This window comes from Aquincola tertiaricarbonis, assembly GCF_023573145.1.
Lineage (GTDB): Bacteria > Pseudomonadota > Gammaproteobacteria > Burkholderiales > Burkholderiaceae_C > Aquincola > Aquincola tertiaricarbonis_B.
Window position 1 is genome coordinate 3,679,551 of sequence record NZ_CP097636.1, and the last position, 15,262, is coordinate 3,694,812.

Sequence of the window (15,262 nt, forward strand, 5' to 3'; positions counted from 1 at the left end):
ACCCAGCAGGGCTAGGTGTGCTAGGAGCGCGTCATTGGCAAAGCGCAGTGCACAACCTCAACAAATCGGCACAGCAACTGGGCGTGCCGCCGGTCCCCACTACACCTTCGACGCACGCGGCGTGAGAAAGTCTAAGTGCGTCAGTCGCGCGCGGGAGTTTCTTGACAGGCATCACTGTCTGCGAAGCACGCGATCGTAGAACGATTCGTCAAGCTGCCTGTGAAGGGTCACTGGTGTCACAGCAAACAGTGAAGCCAAGTGGGCAACGGTCTCATCACTCCGCGTCTTCTGTTCCTGCAGGGCTTCAAGGGCTTCTCGGCAGACAAGTGTTGCGTGGGTGTTGTTGCACAGAATGCCCCATGTCGATGTGGGGAACCACACAGCAGCAAAGAGTGCTTGCCCACGCTCTGGATGATTGCGCGCGTTGTAGTTTGAATCAACTGCCTGCAGCAGCAAAGGCAGACGGTGGCTGCTTGTTTTGAAGGCGGACTCCAACCCAAGAAACTTGCTCCTAGAACTTTTGTGACGACGCCAAGCGTGGCTAACATGCGAAGCTCCAAACTCAAGCCGCTCGTTCGGGTGATCAGCGACGCGGGGCCAATCCAATGCGGTCATTCGGCGTGCACTTGGTAGGTTGCGATGCCCAGCGTTTGAGCTGGCTGGACCAACGCGGTATGTGGCTGAAGGCCCAGAACGAAATGGCGGGCCACTTCTCGTATGCCACCAGGGGTCCGGCTGAGCGAATGGTTATCGAGGCAATCGGCCCGAAAGTCTGTCGCTGGCATGTACAGGCTCTGTGCGAATCAAGTGCTTAGAGTGACTTACTTGAGAGGCTTCACTTTTCGCGGTCGTGCGTGCGCTCGCCGCGGACCCATTTAACAATTGGCCCAACAACCGCGTCGTGAAGGAACGAGCCTAATAACCCGACGATTGCAGCAATCAGTCCCGCCCACAGCCAGATTTTATATGGCGATGGTGCCCAGCGAAACCCGGCAAACCAATATCCAAGCAGATTCGCATGGCCATTGAGGTAGTAGACACCGGACGTTATCGCCACAGTCGCCAGGCCCGTGCACATTAAGATAAAGCATAGCCGATGGGTTGGTGTACGCAGGCCACTAATAGCGAAAGTACTTTGGACGCGTAAAAGTCCCTTGGTGGGCCACGTCGGAAATTTGGCAATCAAGACGAACACCACAATAAAGTAGAAGCCGGTCGTGGCGGCTGCTTCCAGTAGTGACGAGCCTTCCAGTCGATAGCCGCGCCGAGTCCGATCAAGTGCTTCAAACGCAAAGACGAACGCGATTAAAGACGCGACGAATGAGGCGTAGATAGTTGCGGCAGTGTATGGGCGCATGTTCTCTGTGACGCCTAACGCGTTCCCGAGAGACAGCATACGCCACCCAGGCAGCCGATCCGCCCCCTAAATTAAACGCGGCACAACGCTCCAAGTGCCTGATCAAGCGACCCTTTTTCAGAGATCACCGCAGCCTCATGCGGCATTAAATTCCCGGCAAAAGCAACGGTTCGTCGCGAGTACGTCAAAGGCCAAGCAGGCGCCGCCAAGCCACCAGGCCGACGCAATGGGCGGCGTTGCTCGCCCGGACTCTTCCCGCCAAAACGGTCATTGCTCGGCAGACTGACTGCGGGCGACAGCCTCAGACGCTGTGACGGGTCGAGTACCCGGCTCCGACCGCGCCGCAGGCGCTGCCCATAGGCCTGCGCACCAGCCACCAGCCACCAGCAAGCCAAGCGCAAACCGGCGCTCATGCGGCCGAGCGGGTGATCACCCCCACGTCGCGCAAACGCGGCCGGGCGGGACAGCTTCCCCGCCCCAGCCCACCCGCCCACACTACTGACAACTCGGATAGCTCGCCTGATACCCCGCCCGCGCTGCCGGGGCGGTGTAGTCGTCGACGCTCGGTGTGTTGTTGGTGAACCGGCAACCATAGGTCGGCGCCGCCACCGTGGCCGGGGTCACCACGTCGTCGCCGGCGGGCTTGGTGCCGCCGGCTTCCCACTTGACCATGTCGTCGAAGGCGGTGGCGGCTTCGGCCGCGGTGAAGGCGCAGTGGCCCACGTCGCGGATGGCGCGTTGCACCAGCCACTTGTCGTTGCCCTTGGCCTTGACGCGCTCGTAGTACACCTGCTCCATCTTGAACGGCACGAACAGGTCGCCCAGCGTGTGCAGCGTCACCACCGGCACGCTGATGTCGCCCGGCGTCACCGGGATCCAGCGCAGGCCGTCGGTGCGCAGCCGGTTGGCATCGGTGGCCGGGGTCACCTTGAAGGCGCGGGCGTTGAAGTCGTTGTCCACCGCGGTGGCGCTGCTGCTGGAAGCGTCCACCTTGTAGACCAGGCCGCGGGTGTCCACCACGTTCTTGTTGAGGATGCCGTTGATGGTGCCGTCACCGCCCATCGACGCCCAGATGTTGTTCTGGTTGCTGGCGGTGGCCCAGCCTTCGGCATAGAAGGGGCGCGGGCCACCGCTCAGGTACATCACCGCGTTTTTCAACAGGTCGCCGGTGGCATTGGTCTGCGTGGGGTAGGTGCTCCACAGCGCGGCCCGGATGGCGGGCGTGATCTCGGCGAAGTTGGTCACCGGCCAGGCCGTGACGGGCACGCCGGCCAGCTGCTGCGCCACCACCTGGTAACCGGTGAAGTAGTTGAACAGCTCGGTATCGCCCAGCACGCCGCACATGGGCACCGCGCCGTTGTACTTCACCTTGTTGATGGCCTTGGCCTGTGCCTCGGCCTCGATGGCGGCGGCGGTGATGTGGCCGCCCATCGAGATGCCGGTGATGAAGATCTTGCTGGGCGCGGCCAGCGTGCGGCCCTTGGAAGCCGCGATCTGCGTGAAGTTGAGCGCCAGTGCATTGGTGTCTTCCACGCCGGCGCGCACGTCGTAGTAGTTCTTCGAGTAGCTGGAGGCCGCCCAGGCATAGCCCTTGTCCAGCAGGTAGCGGCGCATCAGCGGCGTGTCCACCGTCAGGTTGGGGCCGGTGCCGCGGTAGCCGTGGGCCCACATCACCAGCTGGCCGTTCCAGCCGGTCTGCGGCACCTCGATGCGGTAGGCCGCGCCGTTGAGCACACCCGTCCAGCGGTCGGTGGCCACGTTGCTGCCGGCCAGCGCCGGGAAGGTGTCTTCCTGCACCGGCGTGAAGGTGCGGGTGTCCTGCGTCCGGGCCTCTTCGGGCACCGGCACGTCGTCGTCGCTGCCGCCGCAGGCGGCCAGCAAGGCCGCGGCGGCCACGGCGGCCACGGGCAGCAGGCCGAGCGCACGCGGGCGCCGGCAAGGGAACTGGCTCATGCTTGTCTCCTTCGAGCGGCTGCTGGCCGCTACTTGTGGGGGCGGTCAGCCTACGCCCGTCGCCCGCGGGCGTGGCGTCGCCAAGGTGACGCGGCGGCTGAGCACAAACCATGAGGCGCCGCGGCCCGGCACACTTGCGCCATGGAACCGACCGAACGCCTGCTGGTGGCCTGCCTGTGCGCCGCCTGGTGCGGCACCTGCCGCGAGTACGAAGCCGCCTTTGCCGCCGCCCGCCAGGCCGATGGCGGCGCCGCCGACTGGGCCTGGGTGGACATCGAGGACCACGACGAGGTGCTGGGCACGCTGGACGTGGAGAACTTTCCCACGCTGCTGATCGCGCGGGGCGAGGCGGTGCTGTTCTACGGCACGGTGACGCCACACCTGGCCACGCTGCAGCGGCTGCTGCAGAACGCACGCGATGGCGACTTCAGCCCCAGCACCGACCCGGCGGTCGCCGGCCTGCCGGCCCGGGTGCGGGCGGTGGACGCATGAAGGGTTGCCGCCCTTCATCGGAAAACGTATAAGAGTCCGCGGAACGCTTCGTTCCCTGCACGACGGGGTGTTTCTAGAGTGGCGGCAACCTCTCCACTCTCGCCCCCCGGATTCGCATGAACTTCAAGAAGACCCTGATCGTCGGCGCCGCGCTGGCGGGTGCCGCGTTCGGCGTGCTGGCCAAGGACTTCACGCTGCTCAACGTCAGCTACGACCCCACGCGCGAGCTGTACGTTGAATACAACGCCGCCTTCGCCAAGGCCTACAAGGCCAAGACGGGCGACACCGTCACCATCAAGCAGTCGCACGGCGGCTCGGGCAAGCAGGCCCGCTCGGTGATCGACGGCATCGACGCCGACGTGGTCACGCTGGCCCTGGCCTACGACATCGACGAGATCTCGGCCAAGGCCAAGCTGCTGCCCAGCGACTGGCAAAAGCGCCTGCCGCACAACAGCTCGCCCTACACCTCCACCTACGTGTTCCTGGTGCGCAAGGGCAACCCCAAGGGCATCAAGGACTGGGGCGACCTGGCCAAGCCGGGCGTGTCGGTGATCACCGCCAACCCCAAGACCTCGGGCGGCGCGCGTTGGGGCTACCTGGCCGCCTACGGCTGGGCGCTCAAGCAACCGGGCGGCAGCGAAGCCAAGGCCAAGGAGTTCATCGGCAAGGTGCTGGCCAACGTGCCGGTGCTCGACTCCGGCGCCCGCGGCTCCACCGTCACCTTCGCCGAACGCGGCCTGGGCGACGTGCTGCTGGCCTGGGAGAACGAGGCCCACCTGTCGCTGAAGGAGTTCGGCCCCGGCAAGTTCGACATCGTCTACCCGCCCAGCAGCATCCTGGCCGAGCCGCCGGTGGCGGTGGTGGACAAGGTGGTGGACAAGAAGGGCACGCGCGCCGTGGCCCAGGCCTACCTGGAATACCTGTACACGCCGGAAGGCCAGGAAATCGCGGCGAAGAACTTCTACCGCCCCACCGACCCCAAGGTGGCGGCCAAATACGCCAGCAACTTCCCTGCGATCAAGCTGTTCACGGTGGATGAAGTGTTCGGCGGCTGGGCCAACGCCCAGAAGACCCACTTCGCCGATGGCGGCACCTTCGACCAGGTGTACACGCGCAAGTAAGCTGGGTGCCAGCCCGCGCCGATGGGCCTGCCGCTTGCCGAGATGGGCCGCCCGCTGGGCGGCTCATTTGTTTTTCGCATAAGCAAACGCGAAAGCAATGGTTTGACCCGCGGTAACCAGGTAATACATTCGCCCCTCGCATTTAAGAACGGTCCGTTATGAAAGCTTCATCTTTGCGTTCACCGTCGCTGCTGCGCCGCAGCCTGCTCGCGCTGGCCCTGGCCGGCAGCACCGGCCTGAGCTTTGCCGCCGGCCCCACGCTGCTGAACGTCAGCTACGACGTCTCCCGCGAGCTGTACAAGGAGGTCAATCCGGCCTTCCTGAAGCAGTGGAAGCAGCAGACCGGCGAAGATCTGACGATCAACCAGAGCCACGGTGGCTCCAGCAAGCAGGCCCGTTCGGTGCTGGAAGGGCTGGAAGCCGACGTGGTGACGATGAACCAGAGCAGCGACATCGACGTGCTGGCCACGCGCGGCAAGCTGCTGCCCGAGGACTGGGCCAAGCGCCTGCCCAACAACTCGTCGCCCACCACCTCGGTCACCGTGATCCTGGTGCGCAAGGGCAACCCCAAGGCCATCAAGGACTGGGCCGACCTGGCCAAGCCCGGCATCAGCGTGGTGATTCCCAACCCCAAGGTCACCGGCAACGGCCGCTACACCTACGTGGCGGCCTGGGGCTCGGTGCTGAAGGCGGGCGGCAACGCCGCGCAGGCGCGTGAGCTGGTGCAGAAGATGTTCGCCAACGTGCCGGTGTTCGACGGCGGAGGCCGCGCGGCCACCACCACCTTCGCGCAGCGCAACATCGGCGATGCGCTGGCCACGTTCGAGAGCGAGGTCAACCTCATCAAGGCCGAGTTCGGCGACAACTTCGATGTGGTCTACCCCAAGTCGACCATCCTGGCCGAGAACCCGGTGGCGGTGATCGACAAGGTGGTGGACAAGAAGGGCACCCGCAAGCAGGCCGAGGCGTACCTGAAGTTCCTGTACACCGACACGGCGCAGGAGATTGCGGCCAAGCACCAGCTGCGCCCGCGCTCGCCCGCGCTGCTGGCCAAGTACGCCAAGGACTTCCCGGCTGTCACCACCTTCACGATCGACGACTACTTCGGCGGCTGGAGCAAGGCCCAGAAGGACCACTTCGACGATGGCGCCATCTATGACCAGCTGCTGGCGGCTGGCCGCAAAAAGTGATCTTCTCGCGCACCCTGCTCAAGCGGCACAGCGTGCTGCCCGGCTTTGACATCACGCTGGGCTTCACGCTGCTGTACCTGAGCCTGATCGTCCTCATCCCGCTGTCGGCGGCTTTCCTCAAGACCTTCACCCTCACCTGGCCGGCCTTCTGGGAGGCGGTGGCCTCGCCGCGGGTGGTGGCCTCGTACCGGCTCACCTTCGGCGCCTCGTTCGCCGCGGCGGTGCTCAACGGCTTCTTCGGGCTGGTGATCGCCTGGGTGCTGGTGCGCTATGAGTTCCCCGGCAAGCGCATCATCGACGCGCTGGTGGACCTGCCGTTTGCGCTGCCCACCGCGGTGGCCGGCATCGCGCTCACCGCCATCTACGCCACCAACGGCTGGATCGGCCAGTACCTGGCGCCGCTGGGCATCAAGGTCTCGTTCACGCCGCTGGGCGTGTTCGTGGCGCTGGTGTTCATCGGCCTGCCCTTCGTGGTGCGCACGCTGCAGCCGGTGCTGGAAGACCTGCACAAGGAGGTGGAGGAAGCCGCCGCCACGCTGGGCGCCAGCCGCGCACAGACCTTCCGCCGCGTGATCTTCCCGATCCTGATGCCGGCGCTGCTCACCGGCTTTGCGCTGGCCTTCGCACGTGCGCTGGGCGAGTACGGGTCGGTGATCTTCATCGCCGGCAACATGCCGATGATCTCGGAGATCACGCCGCTGCTGATCATCACCAAGCTGGAGCAGTACGACTACGCCGGTGCCACCGCCATCGCGGTGGTGATGCTGGTGATCTCGTTCGTGATGCTGCTGCTGATCAACCTGCTGCAGGCCTGGGCGCGTCGCCGCCAGGGTGGAAACTAGATGACTGCATCAACCATACCGCCGCGCAGCGCGCTGGCGGCCACTGCCGAGCCGGCCTGGGTGCGGCGCACGCTGATCGGCGTGGCGCTGGCCTTCCTGGCCTTCTTCCTCTTCGTGCCGCTGGTGGCGGTGTTCTATGAAGCGCTGAAAAAGGGCACCGACGTGTACCTGGCCGCACTGACCGAAGCCGACGCGCTGTCGGCGATCAAGCTCACGCTGATCGCCGCTGCCGTCTCGGTGCCGCTGAACCTGGTGTTCGGCGTGGCCGCGGCCTGGTGCATTGCCAAGTTCGACTTCCGCGGCAAGAACGTGCTGCTGACGCTGATCGACCTGCCGTTCTCGGTCAGCCCGGTCATCGTGGGCCTGATCTACATGCTGGTGTTCGGCCTGCAGGGCTGGTTCGGCGAGTCGCTGCGCGACCACGACATCAAGATCGTGTTCGCGCTGCCGGGCATCGTGCTGGCCACGGTGTTCGTCACCTTCCCGTTCGTGGCCCGCGAGCTGATTCCGCTGATGCAGGCGCAGGGCCAGGAGCAGGAAGAAGCCGCGCGGGTGCTGGGCGCCAACGGCTGGCAGATCTTCTGGCGCGTGACGCTGCCCAACGTGAAGTGGGCGGTGCTGTACGGCGTGATCCTGTGCAACGCGCGGGCGATGGGCGAGTTCGGCGCGGTGTCGGTGGTTTCGGGCCACATCCGCGGCCAGACCAACACCATGCCGCTGCACATCGAGATCCTCTACAACGAATACCAGTTCGCGGCCGCCTTCGCGGTGGCCTCGCTGCTGGCCGGCCTGGCGCTGGTGACCCTGGTGCTGAAGCTGCTGGTCGAGCGCAAGGTGCGCGCCGAGAAGGCGCTCGCAGGAAACGAAGCATGAGCATTGAGATCCGCAACCTGAACAAGGCCTTCGGCAAGACGGTCGTCTGCGACAACCTGAACCTCGACATCCCGTCGGGCGAGCTGGTGGCGCTGCTGGGGCCTTCAGGCTCGGGCAAGACCTCGCTGCTGCGCATCATCGCGGGGCTGGAACGGCCCGATTCGGGCACCGTGCTGTTCGGCGGCAAGGACGCCACCTTCGACGACGTGCGCGACCGCAACGTGGGCTTCGTGTTCCAGCACTATGCGCTGTTCGCGCACATGTCCATCTTCGAGAACGTGGCCTTCGGGCTGCGGGTGCGGCCCAAGGCCACGCGGCCGAGCGAGGCCGAGATCCGCAGCAAGGTGAGCGCACTGCTCAAGCTGGTGCAGCTGGACTGGATCGCCGACCGCTACCCGCACCAGCTGTCGGGCGGCCAGCGGCAGCGCATAGCGCTGGCGCGGGCGCTGGCAGTGGAGCCGCAGGTGCTGCTGCTGGACGAGCCTTTCGGCGCGCTGGACGCCAAGGTGCGCAAGGAACTGCGCCGCTGGCTGCGCCGGCTGCACGACGAGATGCACGTGACCAGCGTCTTCGTCACCCACGACCAGGACGAAGCCATGGAAGTGGCCGACCGGGTGGTGGTGATGAACCAGGGCCGCATCGAGCAGGAAGGCTCGCCCGACCAGGTGTACGACCACCCGGCGACGCCCTTCGTGCTGCAGTTCCTGGGCGACGTGAACCTGTTCCACGGCCGCCTGGGCCATGCGCCCGGCGGTGCCGAGGGCCCGGTGAGCTACGTGCGCCCGCACGAGCTGGACATCGTCGACCGGCCCGACGAGAACACCTGGCCGGTGACGCTGTCGCAGGCGCTGACGGTGGGCCCGCTGACGCGCGTGGAGTTCAAGCGCAACGACGACGGCAGCTACGTGGACGTGGAGCTGCCGCGCGAGGCCTGGCATGTGCTGCGCGACAAGCTGCAGCTCAAGCCCGGCAGCCCGGCCCACCTGCGGCCGCGGCGCGTGACGCGCTTCGACGACCACAACGCGCCGATCGACCCCGCCGCGGCGATCTGACCATCAGGCCGTCTGGCGACGGCGGCGGGCGATGCCCGCCACCAGGCCCAGGCCGCCCAGCATCAGCGCATAGGTGCTGGGCTCGGGCACGGCGACCGTCAGCGGCGTCTGCGTCAGGCCCACGGTGCCGGCGCTGCTGAAGGTCAGGCCCACCACGAAGGCGGTCGGGTCGTCGGGGTTGAGCGCCGCGTCCGTCTCGATGCCGCGCAGGCTGAAGCGGGTGGTGCCCGCCGCGAAGGTGTATTCCTCACCCGCATGCAGGTCGGTGCCGCTGTCCACGAACTGTGTGCCGTTCCACAGCCACAGGTCGTAGCTGCCATCGCCGATGGCATCGCGGATGGTGAGCGTGGCGAACGAGGGCGAACCGGCGTCCAGCACGTAGTCGTAGCCGGTGGCCACCACCGGGTCGATCCACACCCGCTGGTTCAGCTGCACGTTGAAGTTGAAGCGGAAGCTGCCGTCCACCACCACCGGCATCAGCGGGTTGGAAGGCGACAGGCCCGGCGTGTCACCGTTGCGCACCGCGAAGGTCCACAACCCCGGCGTATCGGCCGACACGTTGCTCTGGCTGACCAGGTTCAGCACGCCCTCGGTACGCGAGGCCGGCAGCGTGTAGTAGTTGCGGCCGGTGCCATCGTCGTACCCCGCCTGCGCGGCGATGTTGTCCGACACGTCACCGGTCGTCCACTGCAGCTGCTGGTAGCGGAAGTCGAAGTCGAAGTTGCCGGCGCCGGTATCGGCCCGGTTGCGCAGCACCAGCTGGAAGTTGTTCAGCTTGTCGGTGTGGCTGCTGTAGTAGCCCACGTTGTGCCAGGTGACGACCACGGTGTTGGCATTGGGCGAGGCCACGTACACCGCATTGCCGCCCAGGCTGGCCGCCGCTCCGCGGGTGTCCACGTCGGCCCACCAGGGCGCGATCATCGGCTGGTCGCTGACCGGGAACGGGTTGGGCGTGTAGTCGGGCAACGGGCTGTTGAAGGTGATGTTGCCGTTGTTGTTGACGTAGAAGCTGTTGAAAACGTTGCCGAAGAAGTTCAGCGAGAACGGCAGGTTCAACAGGCTGCTGGACTCATCGTCGTTGGCCAACATGGCCAGCTCACCGAAGCCGGCAACACCCCCGAAGCCGTCGAGCAGCGAAGCGGCATGGGACGCGGGCATGGCCAGGGTGGACAGCAGCGCAGCGGCTGCCAGGCACGACAGGCGGTGCCGGGTGCGGGTGAAAGACATGGGGGTACTCCTCTGCTTGTATAGACATCTTGGGTGCCTGCTCCCGCAGGCCCCCTGAAATGTCTCCGCATCCCGCTTCGGAGTGCCCCCCTCCATCAGGGGGAGATGCGCCATCCGGCGGCTCGCTTCTAGGGATTGCCCGGGCCTCCGGGGGCCGCGAGCGCTGCGAGCTGGGGGGCCTCGCCCCTCGCCCTTGGTCCTTCAGTCGAGCGACACCTCGGTGCGCACCGTGCCGGCCCGGTCGGCGCGGGCGGTCAGGGCCAGGCGGGTGCCCACCGGGGCGCGGACCACCCATTCGGCCACGGCGCGGTCGGCCGTCAGCTCACGGTTGGGCAGGAAGGCCTGTTGCGAGACCTTGGGCGCATGGCCTTCCAGCTGCGGGCCCTCGAAGCGTTCCTTGCCGCTGACCAGCGACACCTCGGCCGCATCGGGCAGATGGATCTCGAACACCACGCCACGCACCGTCTTGCGCTGCAGCGCCCGGCGGCTGACGTAACTGGGCAGCCAGCCGGCGTTGGTGACGGCGAAGCGCACCCGCCAGGTGTCCGGGCCCAGCGCCCGCACCTCGGTGCGCAGCATCTCCAGCTTGGGCAGGCTCAGCGCCAGCTGGGTCATCCAGGCCGGGAAGCGCGCCACCTCACGCTCACGCAGGTGCGGCGGCGGGTTGCGCCAGAAGTTCATGCGGTCCCAGCCGCCGATCTCCACCGCGCCCAGCTGCGGATGCTGGAAAGGCTTCCAGTCCACATGGGCCAGGCCGCCGCACTGCTCGTCGCTCCACTTCAGCAGCTTGAGGTCGTCCTCGGCCGGGTGCTCGCGGTACCAGTCGATCCACTTGTAGCCGGTGATGCCGGCCTCGCGGTTGGGCGCCCACAGCTCCACCGTCCAGAACAGCGCGCCCAGGTGCTCGTACAACCAGTCCTGGGTGCCGCTGATGTGCTCCTTCGGGTGGTACTTGAACTCGTGGTGGATGCTCACGCAGGGGTAGCCGGTGAGCTTCTCGCCGATGCCCGAGAGCTTGCGGTACAGCCACAGGTCCTCGGGGATCATGTCGTCGTCGCTGCCACTGCCCAGCGGCCGCAGGATGACGCCGCTGTGCGTGTGGTAGCTGATGCCGCCGCCGATGTTGGGGTGGGACACGATGAAGTCCACCATCGCCCGCACCTCGGGCTCGCTGGTGGGGTAAGGGCCGGCGCCGGCCTGCTCGAACTCCTGCCGCCAGCCGCTGGGAAAGTTGCGGTTGAGGTCCAGGCCTTCGGGGTCGCGGTTCAGGCTGGCCTGCAGACCGTCGTAGTTCTTCAGCGTGCCTTCGGGCAGCAGGCGGAAGTACTCGCCGCCGAACTCGCCGGGCTCGCGTGCGATCAGCAGGCGCGGCTCGTCGGGGTGGCGCTTCCACGGCCCGTTGGGATCGCCGATGCGCATGCTGAGGATGCGGCCGTCGCCGTCCACGTCCTCCAGCGTCAGGCCTTCCACCGGCTCTTCGTCGTAGGGGTAGCGGCGCACCGAGGAGCGGATGTGCCGCGGCCGGTCGGCCAGCGCCAGCTCGGCACCGTCGGGGTTGAGCCGCGGGCACAGGTAGATGCAGCGGGTGTCCAGCAGCCGGGTCACTTCGCGGTCTTCACCGTAGCGGCTGAGCAGCTGGTGCAGGTAGTACAGGCACGCGGTGCTGGCCGTCAGCTCGGCGGCGTGGATGTTGCCGTCGACCCAGAAGGCGGGCTTGTCGGTGTCGTCGCCAGTGGCGGCGTTCGTGACGGCCAGCAGCCAGATGTCGCGGCCCTCGAAGCTGCGGCCGATGCTGCGCAGCTGCACCAGGTGCGGCCGCGCGGCGGCGTAGGCCTGCAGCAGCGCGGTCAAGGCGTCGTAGCGCAGGAACTGGTCGAAGGCGGGGCTGGGCAGGGCTGCGGCAGGGTCGGTCATGGTGGCGGTGTGTGGAAGGGCCGCGGTGGACGCTGGCAGGCTCAGGCTGTCTTCACCCGGCGGGAGGAGGAAGTGCCGCGGTGGCGCTTGGCGGGCAGGCTGCGCAGCGCGGTCACGCGGCGCCAGCCTGGCCGCTGCAACAGCACGGTCAGCCCGAACAGCAAGCCGCAGGCCGCGACGTAACGTTCGATCAGCGCGCTGCCGCCGGCGTAGTGCTCGCGGTCGGCCGACAGCAGGAACTGCGCGGCGGAGAAAGCCTTGCCGTACTTCAGCAGCATCGGCTCGCTGCCTTGCCACAGCGCCAGCGTGGCCAGCGGCCAGGCCAGCAGCATGAGCACCACCAGCGGCACACGGCGGCGCGCGCCGGCCAGCAGCGCCGCCAGACAGGCGCCGGTGGCGAAGAGGCCCGCCACGCCGATGAACAGCAGCGCACTGGCCAGCGGGCCGCCGCCATCGCGCATCAGCTCGGTCAGGTTGTCGGTGGCGGCCCAGCTCACCACCACCAGGTGCAGGGGCACGGCGGCCGCCAGCGTGAGCAGCAGCCAGCGGGTCAGCATGCCGTGCGACTGCGCGGTGGCCAGCCAGCGCACGCCCCACACCGCGCCCAGCGCGGCCAGCGTGAGGGCGGCATGCAGCGCGGCATAACGGCCCCACTCCTCCAGCTCGCCCGGCCAGCCCAGCACCGGCGAGCCCACCACGTCCCACAGGCTTTCGTCGGGCACCACAGTGGTGAGCAGCAGGCCGGTGAACACGCTGGCCGCCAGCACCGCGGCCAGCAGCCAGGCGCTGCGGCGGCGCGCCGCCAGCAGCCGCTCATACAGCCACAGCGGTGCCGCCAGCAGCAGCGCCAGCGCCACCGAGAGACCCAGCGCCGTCCACAGGCCGACCAGGCCGCCGGGCAACAGCTCCACCACGTTGTAGGGCGCGCCCGGCAGCCGCGCGGCGCGCCACAGCAGCACGGCCAGCGCCAGGGTCAGCGCCGCGTCCAGCCACAGGCCGGTGGCCGGGCGGGCCGGCGCGGCCGGCGGCGGGGGCGCGTCCGCGGCGGCGCGCTCCGTCACGGTGGCGGTTCGTACGCTGGCACCCCCCATGGCACGCCCCGCGGCCATTGCTGCCCACAGCCGCCCGCCGATGAACAGGCCCACCCACGCGCCCGCGGCTTCCAGCAGCGCATCGGTGAAATCGGCCACCTTGCCCGGCAGCGCCAGCTGGCCGCCTTCCACCACCAGCGCCAGCAGCAGCGCCAGCACGGCGCCCCGGCGGTGCCAGCGGCGGCGTTGCGCCGCATCGCCCGCGCTGCGCTGCGCGGCCCAGCCGGCCCACAGCAGCCCGCCGGGCAGAAACACCAGCGACTTGCGCAGCAGCTCGTTCAGCGCATGGAATTCGGTGCCGGCGTAGTAGGTGACGAAGGGCACCCGCAGCGCATCGTTCCAGCGCGCGGCCAGGCTGCTGCTGCCCCAGCCGAAGTTGAACGGGTACCAGAAGAGCGCCAGCGCGGCCAGCGCCCACAGCAGCAGCCATGGCCGCCAGGCCACCCGCTGCAGTCCACCCCCGGTGTGCAGCACCGCCGCCAGCAGCGCGCCCAGGCCGCAACCCAGGCCGCCGGTGATCACGTCGGTGGTACTGGTCACGCGCGAGTAGACGAAGAGCTGCAGCACTTCCAGCGCCGCCGCCAACAGCACACCGCGCAGCACCACCTGCCCGGTGGGCTGCCCGGCCATGCGCCACAGCAGTCCCACCGGCACCCACAGCAGCAGGTCCACCGCCATGTCGTACAAGGCCTGCACCGGGTCCTGCGCCAGGTCGGTGAAGGGAATCAGGTCGACGCGGCCTTCCTGCCACTTGTGGTACAGCTCCACGGGGCTGATGGTGAGGTCCAGTGGCATCACCGCGAACAGCACCAGCAGCAGCAGATAGGCCTGCAGGATGCGCCCGGCCAGCGGCCGCGCCCCTTCGGCCTGCCACCAGCCCAGCGCCCAGCCGCGCAGCCGCGGCGCCGCCAGCCCGTGGGCCAGCAGGCCCAGTACCGCACCGGCGGATTCGGCCGCGATGTCGTTGAGCGAGACGGTGCGCGCCGGAAAGAACACCTGCGTGAACTCGATGGCCACCGCCAGCCCGCAGCAGCTCAGCGCGATCAGCCCACTGCCCAGCCAGGCCAGCGGCCCCCGGCGCGCGCCCAGCAGCCACTCGCGCAGCAGAAAGGCCAGCGGCACGAACAGCAGCAGGTTGGCCACCAGGTCGGCGCGTGAGGCGATGCCCAGTTGCAGCATCGGCGTGTTGGCAAAGCGGCGCAGCGCTTCGTCCAGCGGCAGCGGCACCAGCCGCAGCGGCACCAGGCTGCCGTAGATGACGAAGGCCAGGTAGCCCAGCAGCAGCACGCCCACCAGCCGCCGCAGCGAAGCCGCTGCCGCGGACGATGCCGCCATGGCCGGTGGTGCCAGGGCCACCGGCGACATCAGCCGATGGCGCAGGGTTCGCCGCCCACGAACACCCGCAGCTCGCCGGGCGCGAAGGCCGTCCAGGGCTCGTCGCGGGTCAGCGGCTGGGTGGCGATCAGCGTCACCCGGTCGTCGGGGCCGGTGAGGGGCGCAAAGTCCACGCTCAGGTCTTCATCGGCCAGATGGGCCGCGCCGAAGGGCGGGCGTCGCTGCAGCCAGTGCAGGTGGGTGCTGCAGTGCGCCCACAGCGCCTGCCCGTTGCTGAGCAGGCAGTTGAAGGTGCCGTGGCGGGCCAGCACCGGCAGCAGCTCACGCAGCGTGGTGGTGAGCTCCTGCACCGTGGGCACGCTGGCATGGGCCTTGGCCAGCTCCTGCATCAGCCAGCAGAAGGCGCGTTCGCTGTCGGTGTCGCCCACCGGCCTGAAGGCCGCATGCAGCCGCGGCTCGAAGCCCTTCAGGTCGCCGTTGTGCGCAAACACCCAGTAGCGGCCCCACAGCTCGCGCATGAAGGGGTGGGTGTTCTCCAGCGCCACACGGCCCTGCGTGGCCTTGCGGATGTGGGCGATGACGTTGCGGCTCTTGATCGAGTAGTGCTTGACCAGCTCGGCCACCGGCGACTGGCGGGCGCTGTGGTGATCGACGAACAGGCGCACGCCGCGGTCTTCGAAGAACGCGATGCCGAAGCCGTCCTTGTGTTCGTCGGCGCGGGTGGCAAGACCGGTGAAGCTGAACATCACGTCGGTCGGGGAATGGGCATTCATGCCCAGCAGTTGGCACATGGCCTTGTAAGCATAGCCTGACGA

The 15,262-nt window shown here is 67.8% G+C and carries 12 protein-coding genes and 2 pseudogenes; 6 read left to right on the forward strand and 8 right to left on the reverse strand.

The window, feature by feature from the left end:
• Positions 1 to 171 precede the first annotated feature (171 nt).
• From MW290_RS31430 to MW290_RS31440, 3 genes are all read right to left on the reverse strand, one after another.
• Complete coding sequence (locus MW290_RS31430) at positions 172 to 495, reverse strand: hypothetical protein (RefSeq protein ID WP_250198256.1); 324 nt, start codon at positions 493 to 495, stop codon at positions 172 to 174.
• A gap of 340 nt (positions 496 to 835) precedes the next feature.
• Positions 836 to 1,357 carry a hypothetical protein gene (locus MW290_RS31435; RefSeq protein WP_250198257.1) on the reverse strand — a complete coding sequence of 174 codons (522 nt, stop codon included), beginning with the start codon at positions 1,355 to 1,357 and terminating at the stop codon, positions 836 to 838.
• Positions 1,358 to 1,852: 495 nt separating this feature from the next.
• A complete protein-coding gene (locus MW290_RS31440; protein WP_250198258.1) occupies positions 1,853 to 3,310 on the reverse strand; it encodes an alpha/beta hydrolase in 1,458 nt (485 codons plus the stop codon).
• 141 nt (positions 3,311 to 3,451) lie between these two features.
• Here MW290_RS31440 and MW290_RS31445 point away from each other — a divergent pair, with 141 nt between their 5' ends.
• The 6 genes from MW290_RS31445 (at position 3,452) to MW290_RS31470 (ending at position 8,880) form a co-directional block, all read left to right on the forward strand.
• Positions 3,452 to 3,802: a thioredoxin domain-containing protein gene (locus MW290_RS31445; RefSeq protein ID WP_250198259.1), complete on the forward strand. Its 351-nt coding sequence runs from the start codon at positions 3,452 to 3,454 to the stop codon at positions 3,800 to 3,802.
• Between the two features lie 116 nt (positions 3,803 to 3,918).
• Entirely contained in the window at positions 3,919 to 4,923 is a 1,005-nt protein-coding gene (locus MW290_RS31450) for a sulfate ABC transporter substrate-binding protein (RefSeq protein ID WP_250198260.1), read from the forward strand.
• A gap of 158 nt (positions 4,924 to 5,081) precedes the next feature.
• A complete protein-coding gene (locus tag MW290_RS31455; protein ID WP_250198261.1) occupies positions 5,082 to 6,113 on the forward strand; it encodes a sulfate ABC transporter substrate-binding protein in 1,032 nt (343 codons plus the stop codon).
• Positions 6,110 to 6,955, forward strand: coding sequence for a sulfate ABC transporter permease subunit CysT (gene cysT / locus MW290_RS31460; RefSeq protein WP_250198262.1), 846 nt, complete (start codon positions 6,110 to 6,112; stop codon positions 6,953 to 6,955). Before MW290_RS31455 ends, cysT begins: the two co-directional genes overlap by 4 nt.
• The gene (cysW, locus tag MW290_RS31465) at positions 6,956 to 7,828 is read left to right on the forward strand and encodes a sulfate ABC transporter permease subunit CysW (RefSeq protein ID WP_250198263.1); all 873 of its coding nucleotides are present in this window, start codon (positions 6,956 to 6,958) and stop codon (positions 7,826 to 7,828) included.
• Positions 7,825 to 8,880, forward strand: coding sequence for a sulfate/molybdate ABC transporter ATP-binding protein (locus MW290_RS31470; protein WP_250198264.1), 1,056 nt, complete (start codon positions 7,825 to 7,827; stop codon positions 8,878 to 8,880). The genes cysW and MW290_RS31470 overlap by 4 nt, the downstream gene beginning before the upstream one ends.
• 3 nt (positions 8,881 to 8,883) lie before the next feature.
• Here MW290_RS31470 and MW290_RS33360 read toward each other — a convergent pair.
• The 5 genes and pseudogenes from MW290_RS33360 to MW290_RS31490 form a co-directional block, all read right to left on the reverse strand.
• Positions 8,884 to 8,976 (reverse strand): annotated as a pseudogene (locus MW290_RS33360) (PEPxxWA-CTERM sorting domain-containing protein); the annotation flags it as partial.
• Positions 8,977 to 9,408: 432 nt separating this feature from the next.
• A pseudogene (locus MW290_RS33365) lies at positions 9,409 to 10,221 on the reverse strand (nidogen-like domain-containing protein); the annotation flags it as partial.
• Positions 10,222 to 10,308: 87 nt separating this feature from the next.
• Positions 10,309 to 12,021, reverse strand: a complete 1,713-nt coding sequence (locus MW290_RS31480) for a M14 family metallopeptidase (protein ID WP_250198266.1) — start codon at positions 12,019 to 12,021, stop codon at positions 10,309 to 10,311.
• A gap of 41 nt (positions 12,022 to 12,062) precedes the next feature.
• Complete coding sequence (locus tag MW290_RS31485) at positions 12,063 to 14,477, reverse strand: VanZ family protein (RefSeq protein WP_250198267.1); 2,415 nt, start codon at positions 14,475 to 14,477, stop codon at positions 12,063 to 12,065.
• Positions 14,477 to 15,238 (reverse strand): class II glutamine amidotransferase, encoded by a 762-nt coding sequence (locus tag MW290_RS31490; protein ID WP_250198268.1) that lies wholly within the window; start codon positions 15,236 to 15,238, stop codon positions 14,477 to 14,479. Before MW290_RS31490 ends, MW290_RS31485 begins: the two co-directional genes overlap by 1 nt.
• Between the last annotated feature and the right edge of the window lie 24 nt (positions 15,239 to 15,262).

Bases quoted from the DNA above. Each gene is read 5' to 3' on its own strand.
- MW290_RS31435 (WP_250198257.1), bottom strand. From the start codon at position 1,357: ATGCGCCCATACACTGCCGCAACTATCTACGCCTCATTCGTCGCGTCT.
- MW290_RS31440 (WP_250198258.1), bottom strand. From the start codon at position 3,310: ATGAGCCAGTTCCCTTGCCGGCGCCCGCGTGCGCTCGGCCTGCTGCCC.
- MW290_RS31445 (WP_250198259.1), top strand. From the start codon at position 3,452: ATGGAACCGACCGAACGCCTGCTGGTGGCCTGCCTGTGCGCCGCCTGG.
- MW290_RS31450 (WP_250198260.1), top strand. From the start codon at position 3,919: ATGAACTTCAAGAAGACCCTGATCGTCGGCGCCGCGCTGGCGGGTGCC.
- MW290_RS31455 (WP_250198261.1), top strand. From the start codon at position 5,082: ATGAAAGCTTCATCTTTGCGTTCACCGTCGCTGCTGCGCCGCAGCCTG.
- cysW (WP_250198263.1), top strand. From the start codon at position 6,956: ATGACTGCATCAACCATACCGCCGCGCAGCGCGCTGGCGGCCACTGCC.
- MW290_RS31470 (WP_250198264.1), top strand. From the start codon at position 7,825: ATGAGCATTGAGATCCGCAACCTGAACAAGGCCTTCGGCAAGACGGTC.
- MW290_RS31480 (WP_250198266.1), bottom strand. From the start codon at position 12,021: ATGACCGACCCTGCCGCAGCCCTGCCCAGCCCCGCCTTCGACCAGTTC.
- MW290_RS31485 (WP_250198267.1), bottom strand. From the start codon at position 14,477: ATGTCGCCGGTGGCCCTGGCACCACCGGCCATGGCGGCATCGTCCGCG.
- MW290_RS31490 (WP_250198268.1), bottom strand. From the start codon at position 15,238: ATGTGCCAACTGCTGGGCATGAATGCCCATTCCCCGACCGACGTGATG.